Source organism: Streptomyces sp. NPDC023573 (assembly GCF_055559735.1).
In genome coordinates, this window is the sequence record NZ_JBVHKB010000008.1 from 67,924 (window position 1) to 83,207 (window position 15,284).

General features: G+C 69.7%; 12 protein-coding genes, 1 pseudogene and 1 riboswitch. Of the genes and pseudogenes, 3 read left to right on the forward strand and 10 right to left on the reverse strand.

What is annotated here, in order from left to right; all coding sequences use genetic code 11:
• Positions 1-8: 8 nt before the first annotated feature.
• Genes ACZ32T_RS24920 through ribD form a run of 4 tightly spaced genes read right to left on the reverse strand, consistent with a single transcriptional unit; the run spans position 9 to position 3,654 of the window.
• Complete coding sequence (locus ACZ32T_RS24920; protein WP_467264947.1) at positions 9-1,295, reverse strand: bifunctional 3,4-dihydroxy-2-butanone-4-phosphate synthase/GTP cyclohydrolase II; 1,287 nt, start codon at positions 1,293-1,295, stop codon at positions 9-11.
• The gene (locus tag ACZ32T_RS24925) at positions 1,292-1,936 is read right to left on the reverse strand and encodes a nicotinamide mononucleotide transporter family protein (protein WP_467369098.1); all 645 of its coding nucleotides are present in this window, start codon (positions 1,934-1,936) and stop codon (positions 1,292-1,294) included. The genes ACZ32T_RS24920 and ACZ32T_RS24925 overlap by 4 nt, the downstream gene beginning before the upstream one ends.
• Entirely contained in the window at positions 1,933-2,553 is a 621-nt protein-coding gene (locus ACZ32T_RS24930; protein WP_467264944.1) for a riboflavin synthase, read from the reverse strand. The genes ACZ32T_RS24925 and ACZ32T_RS24930 overlap by 4 nt, the downstream gene beginning before the upstream one ends.
• On the reverse strand, positions 2,554-3,654 hold the full coding sequence (gene ribD, locus ACZ32T_RS24935) for a bifunctional diaminohydroxyphosphoribosylaminopyrimidine deaminase/5-amino-6-(5-phosphoribosylamino)uracil reductase RibD (RefSeq protein ID WP_467369100.1): 1,101 nt from the start codon (positions 3,652-3,654) through the stop codon (positions 2,554-2,556).
• 160 nt (positions 3,655-3,814) lie between these two features.
• A riboswitch (FMN riboswitch) is annotated at positions 3,815-3,945 on the reverse strand.
• 310 nt (positions 3,946-4,255) lie between these two features.
• On the opposite strand from ribD, the pseudogene ACZ32T_RS24940 reads away from it, so the two are divergent.
• Positions 4,256-4,870: pseudogene (locus ACZ32T_RS24940) on the forward strand (DUF262 domain-containing protein); the annotation flags it as partial.
• A gap of 441 nt (positions 4,871-5,311) precedes the next feature.
• Positions 5,312-5,863 carry an HNH endonuclease family protein gene (locus ACZ32T_RS24945; protein WP_467369363.1) on the forward strand — a complete coding sequence of 184 codons (552 nt, stop codon included), beginning with the start codon at positions 5,312-5,314 and terminating at the stop codon, positions 5,861-5,863.
• Positions 5,864-5,995: 132 nt separating this feature from the next.
• On the opposite strand, the gene ACZ32T_RS24950 is transcribed toward ACZ32T_RS24945, so the two are convergent.
• The 6 genes from ACZ32T_RS24950 to ACZ32T_RS24975 form a co-directional block, all read right to left on the reverse strand.
• On the reverse strand, positions 5,996-8,062 hold the full coding sequence (locus ACZ32T_RS24950) for an Hsp70 family protein (RefSeq protein WP_467369102.1): 2,067 nt from the start codon (positions 8,060-8,062) through the stop codon (positions 5,996-5,998).
• Positions 8,059-8,706 carry a hypothetical protein gene (locus tag ACZ32T_RS24955; protein ID WP_467369105.1) on the reverse strand — a complete coding sequence of 216 codons (648 nt, stop codon included), beginning with the start codon at positions 8,704-8,706 and terminating at the stop codon, positions 8,059-8,061. Before ACZ32T_RS24955 ends, ACZ32T_RS24950 begins: the two co-directional genes overlap by 4 nt.
• Before the next feature lie 60 nt (positions 8,707-8,766).
• Positions 8,767-10,446, reverse strand: a complete 1,680-nt coding sequence (locus ACZ32T_RS24960; protein ID WP_467369107.1) for a hypothetical protein — start codon at positions 10,444-10,446, stop codon at positions 8,767-8,769.
• Positions 10,447-10,636: 190 nt separating this feature from the next.
• Positions 10,637-10,972 carry a hypothetical protein gene (locus ACZ32T_RS24965; protein ID WP_467369109.1) on the reverse strand — a complete coding sequence of 112 codons (336 nt, stop codon included), beginning with the start codon at positions 10,970-10,972 and terminating at the stop codon, positions 10,637-10,639.
• The gene (locus tag ACZ32T_RS24970; RefSeq protein WP_467369111.1) at positions 10,962-11,588 is read right to left on the reverse strand and encodes a hypothetical protein; all 627 of its coding nucleotides are present in this window, start codon (positions 11,586-11,588) and stop codon (positions 10,962-10,964) included. Before ACZ32T_RS24970 ends, ACZ32T_RS24965 begins: the two co-directional genes overlap by 11 nt.
• An 86-nt stretch (positions 11,589-11,674) precedes the next feature.
• On the reverse strand, positions 11,675-12,901 hold the full coding sequence (locus tag ACZ32T_RS24975; RefSeq protein WP_467369115.1) for a DNA sulfur modification protein DndB: 1,227 nt from the start codon (positions 12,899-12,901) through the stop codon (positions 11,675-11,677).
• A gap of 180 nt (positions 12,902-13,081) precedes the next feature.
• Between ACZ32T_RS24975 and ACZ32T_RS24980 the strand changes: the two genes are divergently transcribed.
• Positions 13,082-15,238, forward strand: a complete 2,157-nt coding sequence (locus tag ACZ32T_RS24980; RefSeq protein WP_467369117.1) for an N-6 DNA methylase — start codon at positions 13,082-13,084, stop codon at positions 15,236-15,238.
• The last annotated feature ends 46 nt before the right edge of the window (positions 15,239-15,284 follow it).

Here is a 15,284-nt window from a genome sequence, read left to right on the forward strand (position 1 = left end):
GTCGCTGCTTACTGGTTGCCGCAGGCCGACGCCGCGGCGTCGAGCCAGGGCAGGTCGTGCCCCATCCGGTCCCGCTTGGTGCGCAGGTACCGCAGGTTGTGCTCCCCGGCCTGTACGGGCATGGGTTCGCGCCCGGTGATCTTGAGCCCGTGCCGTACGAGGGCGGCGGTCTTGTCCGGGTTGTTGGTCATCAGCCGCAGGGTCCGCACGCCGAGGTCGCTCAGGATCTGGGCGCCGGCGGCGTAGTCCCGGGCGTCGGCGGGCAGCCCGAGTTCGAGGTTGGCGTCCAGGGTGTCGGAGCCGCGCTCCTGGAGCTCGTACGCGCGCAGCTTGGACAGCAGTCCGATGCCGCGGCCCTCGTGCCCGCGGAGGTAGACGACGACCCCCCGTCCCTCGGCGGTGACGCGCTCCATGGAGGTGTGCAGCTGGGGGCCGCAGTCGCACCGCTGGGACTGGAAGATGTCCCCGGTCAGGCACTCGGAGTGGACCCGGACGAGGACGTCCTCGCCGTCGCCGATGTCGCCGTGGACGAGTGCGACGTGCTCGACGCCGTCGACGATGGAGCGGTACCCGTACGCGGTGAAGGCGCCGAAGGTGGTGGGCAGCCGGACCTCGGCCTCGCGGCGCACGGTGGGCTCGGAGCTGCGGCGGTAGGCGATCAGGTCCTCGATGGAGATGATCGTGAGGCCGTGCTTGCGGGCGAAGGGGACGAGCTCGGGGAGCCTCAGCATGACGCCGTCCTCGCCCGCGATCTCGACGATGGCGCCCGCGGGGCGCAGCCCGGCGAGCCTGGCCAGGTCGACGGCGGCCTCGGTGTGGCCGTTGCGCACGAGGACACCGCCGGAGCGGGCGCGGAGCGGGAAGACGTGGCCCGGGCGCACGAAGTCGCCGGGGCCGGCCCTGCCGCCCGCCAGCATCCGGAGCGTGGTGGCGCGGTCGGCGGCGGAGATCCCGGTGGTCACGCCGTGCGCGGCGGAGGCGTCCACGGAGACGGTGAAGGCCGTCTGCATCGACTCGGTGTTGTGCGTGACCATCTGCGGGAGTCCGAGGCGGTCCAGCTCGTCGCTCTCCATGGGAGCGCAGATCAGACCGCGGCACTCGCTCATCATGAACGCGATGATCTCGGGGGTCGCCTTCTCGGCGGCGATGACGAGGTCGCCCTCGTTCTCCCGGTCCTCGTCGTCGACGACCACGACGGGCCGTCCGGCGGCGATGTCACGGACCGCCTGTTCGACGGGGTCGAGCGAGAGGTCATCGAGGGTGCGGTCGTGCAACCAGGTGGGCTGGGCAGTCATGCCGTGGCTCCTTCCAGAGCGGGTGTCCGCGTACGCAGCCACCAGTCGCGCATGCCCCACAGGACGAGGGCGCCGTAGACGACGTAGATGAGACCGGAGAAGGCGAGTCCGCTGTGGAAGTTGAGCGGTACGCCGACGAGGTCGACGAGCAGCCAGGCGAACCAGAACTCGACCATGCCGCGGGCCTGCGCCAGCATCGCGACGAGCGTCCCCGCGAAGATGTACGCGTCGGCCCACGGGCTCCAGGAGAGGGAGGGGAAGGCGGTGAAGAGGCCGCCGACCGCGAGGGTGCCGATGACGGCGCCGCCCAGCAGGTAGGCGCGCTCGCGCCAGGTGGCGAAGCGCACGGCGATGGACCCGTCCTGCGCCTTCTGCCGGCCGCGGGTCCACTGCTGCCAGCCCCACACGGCGACGGCGATGACGATCAGCTGCTTGCCGACGCTGCCCGCCTGCTGCACGGAGACGTTGGCGGCGACGAGGACGACGCCGGACAGGAGCTGGGCCGGCCACGTCCAGACGGAGCGGAGCCAGCCGAGGGCCAGAGCTATCAGGCCGATCGTGTTGCCGAGCATGTCCGACCAGATGATGTGCTGCCCGAAGGCGGTGAACGCCTCGGAGTTCAGCCAGTCCAGGGCGTTCATGCGACCGGCTCCACGGTCTCGGGCGCCGTGGTGTGGCCGAGCAGCCGTTCGACGTACTTCGCGAGGACGTCCACCTCGAGGTTGACCGGGTCGCCGGGCTCCTTGATGCCGAGCGTGGTCAGCGCGAGGGTGGTGGGGATGAGGCTGATGGTGAAGTGGTCGGAGCCGGCGTCGACGACGGTCAGGCTCACGCCGTCGACGGTGATCGAGCCCTTCTCCACCACGTAGCGGGTCAGACCGGCGGGCAGGGAGATCTTCACGATCTCCCAGTTCTCGGAGACCCGGCGCTCGACGATGTGACCGGTGCCGTCCACGTGCCCCTGGACGATGTGGCCGCCGAGGCGGCCGCCGAGGGCCATGGGGCGCTCCAGGTTGACCCGGGAGCCGACGGCGAGCGCGCCGAGGCTGGAGCGGTTCAGCGTCTCGGCCATGACGTCGGCGGTGAACTCGTTCTCCCCGAGGTCCACGACGGTGAGGCAGACGCCGTTGACGGCGATGGAGTCGCCGTGTTTGGCGCCCTCGGTCACGACGGGGCCGCGCAGTCGGAAGCGGGAGGCGTCGTCTAGCTTCTCGACGGCGGTGACCTCACCCAGTTCTTCGACAATTCCGGTGAACACTCAGTTTCCCTTCCGAGCAGGAACGGGGACGGCGGTGATGCGCAGGTCGGGACCGATACGGACGGTCTCGGTCACGTCGAGGCGCAACGCCTGGGAGATGGTGGAGATTCCGGCGTCCGCGAGGGCTGCCGGGCCGGCGCCGAGGAGAACCGGAGCGAGGTAGCCGACGACGGTGTCGACCGCGCCCGCGGCGACGAAGGAGCCGGCCAGGACCGGCCCGCCTTCGAGGAGTACGGAGCGGACACCGCGGCCGTGGAGGGCTGCGAGCATCGCGTCGACGTCCAGGCCGGGCCCCTCGGCGGCGCGCGGCAGGCGCAGCACGGCGTCCTCGGGGAGGTGGCCGGCCTCGGCGTCGTCGGCGACCGCGATCAGGGTGGGCGCGGACCCGTCGAGGACCCGGGCCCCGGGGCGGACGGCGGTGGCGCCGGTGTCGACGACCACCCGGAGCGGCTGGACGGCGCCCTCGATGCCGCGTACAGCCAGCTGCGGGTCGTCGGCCCGGGCGGTGCCGGAGCCGACGACCACGGCGTCGGCCTCGGCGCGCAGCCGGTGGACGTCCGCGCGGGCCTCGGCGGAGGTGATCCAGCGGCTGGTGGCGTCGGCGGCGGCGATCCGGCCGTCGAGGGTCGCCGCGTACTTCCACAGGACGTACGGGCGGCCGAGGCGGACCGAGGTGAGCCAGGCGGCGTTGCCGGCCTCCGCCTCGTCGGCGAGGAGACCCTGTTCCACCTGGACGCCGGCGGCACGCAGGGTGTCCGCACCCCCGGTGGCCTGCGGGTTCGGGTCACTCACCGCGTACACGACACGACTGACGCCGGCCTCGACGAGCGCCTGGGCACAGGGTCCGGTGCGCCCGGTGTGGTTACAGGGTTCGAGGGTGACCAGGGCGGTGCCGCCCCGGGCCCGCTCGCCGGCCTCGCGCAGGGCGTGGATCTCGGCGTGCGGCCCTCCGGCGCGCTGGTGGAAGCCTTCACCGGCCTGTTCCCCGGCGGCGTCGAGGATGACGCATCCGACGACCGGATTAGGGCTGGTGGAGCCGATTCCGCGGGCTGCGAGCATGATCGCCCGCCGCATGGCGGTTCTTTCGGCTGCGGTGGCCACCGGGTCCTCCTGCCTCTTCGGGCACGGACTCCGGGGCCTGTCGATGACGACAGATGAAGCGGAACGCAACAGGGGAACGCCGAAACCGAAGACACGGATGTGGGCGTCCCGGAACCTCCCGGAACACATCCGCCGACGGCGGCGTACCTGTGACGGCCCGCCGCGCACTGCCTCCCATCCGGACTTTCACCGTCGGTCCAGGAATCTCACCTGGTCAACCGGCCGCTGGATGCGGACGGGTCGCGGACTATAACCGCCGGTTCGGAATTACACCGACCCCGGAGTGCGCTGCTACTGGTACACGGTCATTGTGCCACGGAGGGGAGCGATCCGAACGGGTGACTTTTGTGGGGCGGCTCACAGCTCCCGATGCGGCTGCGGGGGCGGGGCAGTAGCCGGGGCTGACGGCCAGGCGAACGTTCCAGCCCGGCTCCGACCCGGGGAGCCAGATGCCCGCCCCCATGGACCGGGCGTCCCATGAGCCGCGCGTTCGCGACTTGGCTGCGAAGTCGGCCGCCGGTGAGCAATGATCGTCATCATGGCTCAGCTCGAAGCGCGGGAATTACCCCTGCACTAGGTCTTCTGCAGTGACTACGATTTCCGGATTCCGGACTATCAACGCCCTTATGCATGGCAGACCGCACAGGCCCAGCAACTCCTCGCCGACCTCGAGGAAGCGCTTCTACGGGGCGACGGGGAGCCCTACTTCCTCGGCTCCTTGGTGCTCGTCAAGGACAGTCGCGCCGCCGAGGCCGACGTCATCGACGGTCAGCAGAGGCTGACGACCCTGACCATCCTGCTGGCCGTCATGCGCGACCTGGCACAGCAGCCCGATGTTGTGACCAACCTGGTGGCAATGATCTCGGAGCCCGGGAACACCGTTCTCGGCCTGAAGGCCAAACCCCGACTCACCCTGCGCCCTCGGGACGCCGGCTTCTTCCACCAGCACATCCAGACTTCCGGTTCCATCAAGACCCTCCTGGAACTGAACCCCCATAACCTGAGAACCGACGCACAGAGGGCCGTACAGGCCAACGCCCGGGCTCTCCACACTGCCTTGTCCGCCTGGACCGACGATCAGCGTCTCGCCCTGTGCACGTTGATGGGCGTCCAGACCTTCCTCGTCGCCGTCAGCACCCCGGATCTGGACAGTGCCCACCGGATTTTCAGCGTCATGAACTCCCGAGGCCTTGATCTTTCGCCTGCCGACATCTTCAAGGCGCAGATCATCGGCGAGATCGACGAACAGGTCTCGGAGACCTACGCCAGGCGGTGGGAGGATGCAGAGGAAAGCCTCGGCCGCGAGGAATTCTCCGACCTCTTCATGCACATCCGCATGATCTTCTCCGGCGAGCGAGCACGGCAGGAGCTGCTCAAGGAGTTCCAGACGCAGGTCCTCGTCGACTACAAGGGAGGACGGGCCAAGGAATTCGTCGACGAGGTACTCGTCCCCTACGCCGACGCGTCCGCGATGATTCGCGACAAGACGTACGCGGCCGGAGACGGATCGCCACAGGTCAATGCGTGGTTCCGCCGGCTGCTGCAGCTCGACAACAACGACTGGTGGCCGGCCGCGCTGTGGGCGCTTCGGTCCCACGGGGACGATCCCGTATGGCTGGGTTCGTTCTTCCGGTTGCTGGAACGCCTCGCGGCCAGCATGTTCGTCCGGCGCATCTACACCACTCCGCGAGTGCTCCGTTTCGCCGAGCTGCTGACCGAGCTCAACGCCGGCCTCGGCCTGGAGGCCCCTGCCTTCCAGCTCACGGAGGCCGAGCGGACCGAGACTCTGGCCCGTCTCGACGGCGATGTGTACTACGAGCTGAGGACGCGCCGCTTCATCCTGCTCCGGCTGGATGAGTTGGTGGCCGAGGACGACATCGTGGCCACGTACGACGCCCCGCGCATCACCGTCGAGCACGTGCTCCCTCAGAACCCGGGACCCCAGTCACAGTGGCGCGCGGACTTCACCGTGGACCAGCGCAAGGAGTGGACGCACAGGCTCGCCAACCTGGTGCTGCTCAGCCGCACGAAGAACTCCCAGGTCCAGAACCTCGACTTCGCGGAGAAGAAGGAGCGGTACCTCAGGCGGGGCGTCGTCACGTTCCCTCTGACCACGCAGGTACTGGGGCAGGGCGCCTGGACGCCGGAACACTTGGAGAAGCGGCAGGTCGAACTGCTGGGGCTGCTGGCCGAGGAGTGGCGGCTGTAAGTCGAACCAAGCGGGACGCCCCCCAGACCACGCCCGCCGTCGCACCCTGTCGTTGTGAGGTCAAGGACAGAATCCCGTCCGGAATGGCCCTCGCCTCTGTCCTTCTCCTCACAACGACCGGGTGTGCTCGGCTCAGCGCCGAGGACGGCCGCGCGAAGCCGCGGGCGGAATCCGCTGGCTGAAGACCCACACTCCTTGGGAGACGGTCGCCCCCAGCATGCGCCCGGACGTCCGCAGCCACGGATTGGTCTCCTGCAACGGTGCGAAGTTGTCGTTGGAGACGATGACTCCCCCGACGGCATCGGCGATGTCGACGACGAGCCCGTCGCCACGGCCTTCCGTACCGGCAGGCGGTTGCACCACCTTCCCGGCGTCGATGGCCGCCTCAACGGCCTCTCGCTCGGATTCCTCTACGTCGTGACGGAGTGTCGCGTCGACCACCACGTGCATGTCTCGCTCCGGGTACCGACTGAGCAGGGCTGCCACTCCGGCTTCGAGCCTCGCGAAACTGGGCTTGCCTCCGGCGGCCCGACTGGGGCTGGAGACCCAGGCAAGGTTCGATCCGTCCACGACCAGGGGCCGTGTATCGGCCTGTCCGGACGACTCCTTTCCTGTCTGTGGAGCCACGAACGCGGGCTGCGGCTTCGTCACGGGTCCCGGACGCGGAGGGTGAGTGGGACGAGGGGCCGCACTCTTGGGCGTCGTGCGCAGGGTAAGGAGCTCGTTGAGTTCCTTCTCCACCTCCGGTGACGCACCGGCGGTGCCGAAGTTCGACACCAGCTCGTCCAGAACGATCTCCCCTGTCTTGACCAGGGTGGCCTTGACCTCCAGCAGGCCGTCCTGGGTATAGGTGTAGTGCAGTTCGAAGGTGCCGTTCTCGGCCGAGCAGCGCTTCTTGTAGTTCAGGGTCAGAACGGTGAGACATACGTTGTCCGGATGATCTACAGCCTTGTCCGGGTCCCCTTCCCACACCTCGACCTCGAGCGAGGCGAGGTTGTCCTTCGTGGGGGTGTACGTCCTCTGCCGGATCTGCGGAAGGGTCTGGTTCCGGGGGATGACTGTGCTGAAGGTGCGCAGGCCGCCGGGCTGTGTCGTCACCGTGCCAAGAGCGTGGGAGTTGACCACCTGCACAATGCTGTCCAGCTCACGGTTGAGGGCGGCGGACGCGATCGCGGCTCCCTTGGCGACCGCGGTCATCGGGTCACAAAGGTCCGCGCCCACGGGCACGATGTCCAGGGCTTCGGCAACTGCCGCGCGCACGGCCGGGATCTGGCTGCTGCCACCGATCATGAGTACGGCGGTCAGCTCGCCGGAGTCCATGCGAAGGTCGTCCAGGCACGCCTCCACCGGGTCCAGGGCGCGGTTGATGAGGTCCTGGATCTCCGTCGAGAACTCCTGCTGCGTGATCTGCACGCTCTTCCCGTCGGGTGTGCGCACAAGAACGCTGTCCTCCTGCGACAACTCGATCTTGGAACGCTCGATCTCCAGCATGAAGAAGCGCTCGTCGGCAGGCGACCAAGCCTGCCGCTGCGGCTCCCTGTCGAGGACCATGCGGCGCAGCCGGGCGTCGATTTCGAGGCCGCCCAGCTTGTTGACCCCCCGGGAGGCCTTCTCGTCGAAGAATCCGTCGCGGTGGAGCAGCAGAGTCGCGTCCATCGTGCCCCCGCCCCAGTCGAAGACGAGGTACGAGCCATCTTTCTTCAGAGCGTGTGCGTAGGAGATGGCGGCAGCCGTCGGCTCGTTCAGCAGCGCCTGTACGGTAATGCCCGCGAACCTGGCGGCCTCACGGGTTCGGTACCGCGCGGCGCCGGTGGCGTTGGCGGGTACGGTGACGACTGCGCTGCTGATGTCGGTAGCCGCCTCCTCCTCCGCGGCCCTGGACATGGACCGGAAGACACCGGCGGCGGCGGTCGTGGCGGCGAAGCGCCGGTTGCCGATCGTCACGAGTTGTTCGTCACGCAGCATGCGCTTGCACGCGTCGACAGCGCTCTCCGAGCGCAACTTCGCCTCCCATCCGAAGAGCGTGCCGGGACGCGTGGAGCTCGTTCCCACGACCGAGGGGAAGAGCTTTTCGAAACCGGGGCGCCGCCAGTCCGCGTCGAGTCCAAAACTGCCCAGCTCCAGTACCTCCACGTACTCGCCGTTCCACTGGGCCGCGACGGAGTTGGTGGTGCCGAAGTCGATGCCTGTCGCGCTCATCGAGCGCCCCCGTTCGTCGTGCCGTCCAGCTCTGTCACAGGGCGTTCCATCCGGCGCACCTGGCCGGAGAGTGCGAGTTTGCCGGTGGCCTCGTCGATGTATGCCGGCCGGAGCACCTCGAAGTGCTCGCCCGTCCCCTCCGTGACCACGAACAGGTCCACCTGTGTGCTGTCGGTGATACGGCTCAGCCGCAGATGGCGCAGGTGCTCGGTCATCGAGTCCCGCACCGTCGGTGGCACTGGCTGCGCCTGGAGCAGCGCGTCGATCTCGCACAGTCGCCCCACGAACTGTGCCCGGGTGCGGAACTCCGTGAGGACTGCGGTGCGCACCGCACCGGTGAGCGCGCTGTTCGCTGTTGCGGGACTCGCGTCAGGCCCCAGCTCGGCCAGCACGGCCGGTATGGCGGCAGCAATTCCCTTGATCAGCTGAGCGGCATCGAGAGGCTCAGTGGTGCCCGACCATGCGCCCTCCGCGGCTCGGCGTATGCCCAGGCCGGTAGCTTTGGGGCGCTTGGCAGTGGCGTTCGTCCGCACCTGACCGCAGTGTCGGCAGACTTTATGGGACCCGCGTTGTCGCCTGTCCGGCTTGTTCTGCTTCTTCGTGTTCTTCTTCTTGATGGTGGTCTGGTTCCGGGTGACGTTCACGGTCAGGTGGCTTTCCTGGTCTACGGAGGCGGATTCGGGCGCTGCGCGATGGTGCGTCTGCTATCGGCGGTGACGGTCGAGGTGCGGGACCGTGAGGCGGAAATCATCGAGCAGTTCGACTGCGGCCCTCGCCCGGACGGCTTCGATCTCCACACCACCGGTGGGCGCTGTTCGACGCTGCAGAGGCACGAGCGGAGGCACGATGGACCGCGGGACGTCGCGCGGTGTTTCGTACCTCGTCATGTCGAGGGGAAGCCGGAAGAAGACGTCGTCCTCCGCCCCGTGCAGGCCCGCTTCCTGGATGCGTCCCCGTATCCGGTTCAGCCGTGCGTATTCGGTGACGTCGTCCTGGGCGTCGCGGACAAGGTCGCGATACCGCGCCTCCCACTCCGTGCAACCGTGCGGAAGGCAGAGATCGAGATACGGATTCGTCAACGGGCCCCGGTCGTTCTTCGGTGTCTCCCGCCATGCGCGCACCAGCCTCAGGTTGTGCGTGACGAGCGGATCCATCGGCTCGGCGCGTGCGAGGAGTTCCTCGGCCGTCTTGAGGTCGTCGGCCGCGAGAGCGGCGTACGCGGTGAAATTGAGCGCCTCGGCGAGAACGTCCTGGACCCCGGAGGAGGGCGTGCCTGCACTCTTCGCCGCCCGATCGAACGCCTCGGCCTGCTTACCGGCCTCTTCGATTCGTCCTTCCAGCACAAGGTCGTACGTCCGCCGAATGGCCACCCAGGCGTGGAAGTCACTGAGCCGGGGATTGACAACGTCCTGGGGGTCCCACAGGGCGTTCATCAGCGCCCAGAGTCCGCGATCTTCCAGGAACGAGGGCGGCCAGCTCCCCACATAGGAACCGGCCTTGAGGTTGCGAAGTTGTGTGCGCTGCTCCACCGGGAGCACGGCATCGAGTTCGTGCATCCTGCTCAGATCACCGTCGGCGACTTCTGTGAGCAGGTCGTACACGTCCGGCTGCGCTTCAGCCCTCTCCAGCTCTTCGCCGGCGACGAACGCCTCCCGTCGGACGAAGGCGGTCCACCCGAGGGACTGGGCCTCGTCGCGGGTCAGCTTCCGGGGCGTCAGCCTCGCGCGCAGATACAGGCGTTCATTTTCCGGGCGATGCTTCCACGGCATGTCCTCCGCGGTGATGGCACCCCGGTCCATGAGGTCGTCGACCACGGACCGGGGTGCCCAGCTCAGCACCTCGGGAAGCAGACTGCTCGGCATGGGCACCGCTCCCCCCATGGCCACGGAGGTGAACAGCGTGTAGGCGGGACCGCCTGTGGGTCGCCGCCTGGCCTGGGACAGCAGCAGGCTGGGCGCGGTCGAGCAGAGGATGTCCTGTCGCGCCATGCCTCCGGGCGTGAACCACTCGACCTCAGCCGCGTGGAAGGTACGGAGGTGGTTCAAGACATCGCCAGGCGCGCACCTGCGCAGGGCGGCACTGACTGCAGGGAGCAGACCATCGGCGTCCGGGGTCCCGTCCAGCGCTTGGCGTATGTGCTGTTCGTACCCGTCCTGGAGGTGCTCGCGGACATCCGGCGACCGGAGCATTTCCGCGAGGGCGTCCCGCACGGCGATGACGGCGTCCGCACCGTTGACTCCGAGCCATCGCCACTTGCGGAGCACGAAGCCGTTGGGCCGGTGGCTTGAGCGGGCGTCCCGCGATTGCTGCCGCTGTTCCTGCTCGGCCAGCCGCCGCAGTTCAGCCTCGACGGCAGCCTGATGAGCCGCCACAGGGTCGGTCATGTCATACACCCGAGCAGCGTAACGGTAAGCACTGACAAAAGTCCTGACCTGCTCATTTCACCTATGTCTCGATCAGCCGGGGGATGTCGTACGGCGTCCGGACGAGGTTCTGCGTACGGCGCGGGTGTGTCCTTTCCGTCTCGGTCGGGATACCGCACGGCTCGTCCGACACGTCGTCAACAGACCCATTTCAGCTGGGGTGTACGCCGTCGTAGATGGTGAGGAGCAGGTCGAGGTCGGCCCGTTCCCGCGCGGTCAGGTCGTCCGAACGAAGGCGATTGTCTGCCCCGTGCCGGACACGGCGCAGGTAGCCGGTCCGCTCCAGGTGCCGCCACAGCAGACGGAACGCCTGCTGGTGGTCGTAGAGAGTGGTCTCGTACGAACACGAGGTGACATGCCGCGCCTGCACCACCATGGCCTGGAAGTTCAGCACATCGTCCCTTGTGCTGAACTCCGCCTGATGCCGGTCATGGACGGGCGTCTCCCACCCGTCCACCTCAGCCGGGATGGGCCGCTCAGCCGACACGCTTCCACTCCTGACAACGGGTGGACTTGAAGACCTCGCCCTTGTTGACCGTGACCCGGCCGCTGCCGTCCAGGTTGCCGTTGGCGATGATCGCGTCGAACTCGCCGCTGGCGTTGCTCGCCCGCTCCCAGTAGCACCCGAAACTCCCCTCGGGCCCTGCGGTCTTGTAGGTCCCCGCCTTCATGTCCTCACCCACCAGGTACTCGCCGTCTCCCTCGACGGTTGTGGGCGGCCCCTTCGGCTTCGGCGGCTTGGGCGGCGGGGCCGTGACCGTGGCGGTCTTGGTCACGGTCACCGTGGGACCGGGAACCTCCACCTCCTTGGTGACCGTCTTGGTGACGGTCACCTTCGGTCCGGGCCCCGCGGAGTCCGTGGCCTGGGCCTCGTCGTCCGAGACGCCGATCCCGACTCCGAGAAACAGGGCGACGAGACCGACGGCTCCGTGGGTGAGCCACTTCTTGCCCTGCGACGGCTTCGCGGGCGGGGCGGGCAGGGGCGTGAACCCGCCCGGGTACGGGCCGTGCGGCGGCGGGGCGGACCGAGCCGGGTCCGCGCCGAAGGAGGGAATGCCGGTGGGGCGGGGCGTGCCGGGCTGCTGCGGGCTGTCGGAATGCATGGTGTGGGCTCCTTGGGCGTCGCGATGGGGCGTGGGCAGGTCAGGCGGCGGTGGGTCTGGCACCGGTGCGTCTCGGTGAGGGGCGGTCACTGCCCCCGGATGCGCCGTCCCGCCTCCGTGCCCGGGTAAAGCATCGCGTCGGCCACACGGCCGCCGGAGTCCTTCACGCCGCCGCTGAAGTTGAGGCGCCCGGTCGCGCCGGCCTTGGCCGCCACGCCGTCCCAGTAACGCGCTTCGCGCTCCCACCGGATCTCGGCGAGGAGCCGCTGAAGCGCTTCGGCGCTCAGCGCGTTCGCAGGGTCGGCCCACGGCGTCGTGTGATGCACAGCGATCCCGAGCCCGGCCAGCACGGCGGGCGCGGTGAGGGCGCTGCGCGAGACGAAGTGGGCGCTGTGCTCGGAGATGAGCCGGGCGAGCAGCGGGACGACGCATCCCTCGACCTGAGCGGTGTCGGTACCGGCGGGGAGCTCGTCCTCCTGGACGGTCTCCGCGGACCGGGAGAGCCCGTTGCGGCCGTAGACCGCCGTGATGACCAGTGCCCGCAGGGCGGAGAGGGTGATGACCTCGGGATCGGACTTGCCGACCTGACGCTTGCTGGCGTTGACGAGTTTGGTGAACGGTACGAGCTTGCCGTCCACATCCACCTTGACGGCCTCGGCGACTCGGTGGGCGAGGCGGGTGGCGAAGTCCCGCTGGTCCATGGACATGGCCAGGTTCTTCGCGACGGCCACGCCCTGGACGTTGCGGTCGTAGAAGATCTGTCGTGCGTCCGCCACGGTCAGGTCCACGTACAGCTCGAAGGGCACACGGATCGCCGCGAGTTCGGTGTAGGTGAGCCCGAAGTGCTCCGGGTCGTCGTAGAGCTCGTGCCAGGCGGTCGTCTGGGTCTCGCCGTCGATGGCGACGACCGCGGTGCCGGGCGTGATGGTCAGGGTCCGCAGTCCGGTACCGGGCAGCAGTTCGTCGCTGAGTGCGGCGAGCGGTCCGGCGTGCCAGAAGGTGATCGGCGGCGTGGACCAGCCGGCGCCCAGCTCTCCCTTGACGCCGTCGGCGATGTACTCGGCGTACGAGCCGACGTTCTTCCCCTTCTGTGTGGACTTCAGCGCCCGCTGCACCAGCGAGCGCAGCTCGGCGTGGCGGCGTACGGCGCCGGAGGCGGCCTTGAGTGTCTTCGTGTCCTCCTCACGGCGGGGCGAGGGCACGAGCTGGACGAGTGTCGGGACGGACATGGTCCCGATCACAGCGTCCGCCCGGAAGGGCATGACGGTGAGCTGGGTGCCTTCGACGACAGCGGTCGGCATGGTGATGCGCATGGCGATTCCCCCCACGGGATCGACGAGTTGCCTGCTCGGCCCCCCTCAGGGCCGAGCCGCTTCACTTGGAAGCAACACCAGAGAAGCATCATCGTGAAAGCATTGTCAAACAGCTTGACGCGTTTGACCGACGGTGTAGGTTGTGAGCTGTCAGCTACCGAGAGGCCCAGGACTCCCGCCATGCCCCAGCCACCCGCCCAGGTGACCGCCGCCGAGATCTCGCGCATCGCCGGGGTCACGCGCGCCACCGTCAGCAATTGGCGCCGTCGGCACGACGACTTTCCGGCGCCCTCCGGGGGCACCGACTCCAGCCCGCTGTACGACCTGGTGGACGTGCGGAAGTGGCTCGGCGCCCGAGGACACGCTTCGACGGCCGATCCCGCGGAGGAGCTGCGCACCACGTTGCGCCTGCACCCCGCGGGCGGCGGACTGACCGCCACCCTGCTCCCCCTGGTCCTGGCCACGGCCCGGCGCACCCCCGAGGAGCGCACCGCGCTGGCCGGCCTGTCCGACACCGAGCTCGTCGCCCGCGCCGACAGCGCGGTGGCCGACCTCGCGGAGCTGGTCCCCGGGGCGGAGGCCGTCCACTTCGCGGCGCCTGACGTCGATGTCCTGCGGGCGCTGCTGCGCTGCGTACAGGACGACACGAGCGGCGAGGCGGCGCTCGCCGTCCTTGCGGAGCGGGAGCTGGAGGACAGCGCGGCGAGCGGCACCTACCGCACCCCGGCGCAGCTCGCCGACCTCGTCGCCCGACTGGTGCCCGGCCCCCACGCACGGGTCATGGACCCGGCGTGCGGCAGCGGCTCCCTGCTCTCCGTCGCCGCCCGGCGGGGCGCGACGGCGCTGTACGGCCAGGACAGCGTCCCCGTGCAGGCGCAGCGCAGCGCGGTGAGCCTGCTGCTGGCCGCCCCGGACGCGGACACCGCGATCCGCACGGGCGACAGCCTCCGCTCGGACGCGTTCGGCGGGGTGACCGTGGACGCCGTCCTGTGCAACCCGCCGTACGGCGACCGTGACTGGGGCCACGACGAGCTGGCCTACGACGCCCGCTGGGCGTACGGCGTACCGCCGCGCGCAGAGTCCGAGCTCGCCTGGGTCCAGCACGCGCTGTCCCACCTGGTACCCGGCGGCCACGCCGTCCTGCTCCTGCCCCCGGCCACCGCCTCCCGCGCCTCGGGCCGCCGCGTCCGCATGGAGCTGGTGCGCAGCGGGGCGCTGCGCGCGGTGGTGGCGTTGCCTCCGGGCGCGGCGGCGCCGTTCCATGTGGGGCTCCAGATCTGGGTGCTGCGACGTCCTGAACCGGCCGGCCCCGCTCATACGTCGGTGCTGTTCGTCGACACGTCCGAGGCGGCGGCCGACGCGGACACCCGTACCGGCGGCACGGCCTCCGGTACGCGCGGAAGCCGCACCCCGCTGAACTGGACGGCTCTTACGGAGACGGCCCTCTCCCAGTGGTCGGCCTTCGCGAAGGACCCGGACACGTACGCCGATGAGCCGGGCACCGCCCGCGCGGTCCCCGTGGTCGACCTCCTGGACGACGTCGTGGACCTCTCCCCCGCCCGCCACGTACGCGCCTCGCGCACGGACATCGCCCCGGCGGAGCTGGCCCGGGAAGCGGACGAGGTACGCCGACGGCTCGTCGTCGGCGCCAAGTCCCTGGGCAAGGCCGCCGGTTACACCGACTGGAGCCCGGCCGGCCCGGCCCCGCGCGAGTGGCGCACGGCGACGGCGTCGGACCTGGCCCGGGGTGGCGCGCTCACGCTGATGCGTACGGCGCCGGACGCCCGGGGCTCAGCCGGTGAGGCGCCGGCGACGGCGGTCCTCACCGGCATGGACATCGCGCGCGGCACGGCCCCTTCGGGCGATCCGGGAAGCGCGCGGGCGGACGCGGCGCCGGTGATCGCTGCGGGCGACGTGCTCGTACGTGCGGTCGCGGGCGGGAGTGGCGCCATGGCCCGGGTAGCGGACGGCGCGGACGCCGGAGCCCTGCTCGGCCCGCAGGTCCACCTGTTCCGGCCCGACCCCGCGCGCCTCGACCCGTGGTTCCTGGCGGGCTTCCTGGGCGCGGAGGAGAACATCGCGGGAGCATCGACCGGCAGCACGGTCCTGCACGTCAGCCCGGGGCGGCTGCGTGTGCCGCTGCTTCCGCTGGAGGAGCAGAGGCGCTACGGCGACGCGTTCCGCCGCGTGCACGCGCTACGCGCGGAGGCGGCGCGCGCCACGGAGCTGGCCGAGGAGACGGCACGGCTGCTGGTCGGCGGGCTGACGGGGGGCGGGCTGGTTCCGTCGGCTCCGGCGGCGGACGAGAGGGGCGCCGGCCCCACCGAGTCGGCCTGAAACGGCAGTACAGCCTTCACGTAACCACCACACTTGTCAGGACCCG

Coding starts and splice junctions, on each gene's coding strand:
- ACZ32T_RS24970 (WP_467369111.1), bottom strand. CDS start 11,588: ATGCATTCCGACAGCCCGCAGCAGCCCGGCACGCCCCGCCCCACCGGC.
- ACZ32T_RS24980 (WP_467369117.1), top strand. CDS start 13,082: ATGCCCCAGCCACCCGCCCAGGTGACCGCCGCCGAGATCTCGCGCATC.
- ACZ32T_RS24975 (WP_467369115.1), bottom strand. CDS start 12,901: ATGCGCATCACCATGCCGACCGCTGTCGTCGAAGGCACCCAGCTCACC.
- ACZ32T_RS24920 (WP_467264947.1), bottom strand. CDS start 1,295: ATGACTGCCCAGCCCACCTGGTTGCACGACCGCACCCTCGATGACCTC.
- ACZ32T_RS24950 (WP_467369102.1), bottom strand. CDS start 8,062: ATGAGCGCGACAGGCATCGACTTCGGCACCACCAACTCCGTCGCGGCC.
- ACZ32T_RS24925 (WP_467369098.1), bottom strand. CDS start 1,936: ATGAACGCCCTGGACTGGCTGAACTCCGAGGCGTTCACCGCCTTCGGG.
- ACZ32T_RS24960 (WP_467369107.1), bottom strand. CDS start 10,446: ATGACCGACCCTGTGGCGGCTCATCAGGCTGCCGTCGAGGCTGAACTG.
- ACZ32T_RS24945 (WP_467369363.1), top strand. CDS start 5,312: ATGTTCGTCCGGCGCATCTACACCACTCCGCGAGTGCTCCGTTTCGCC.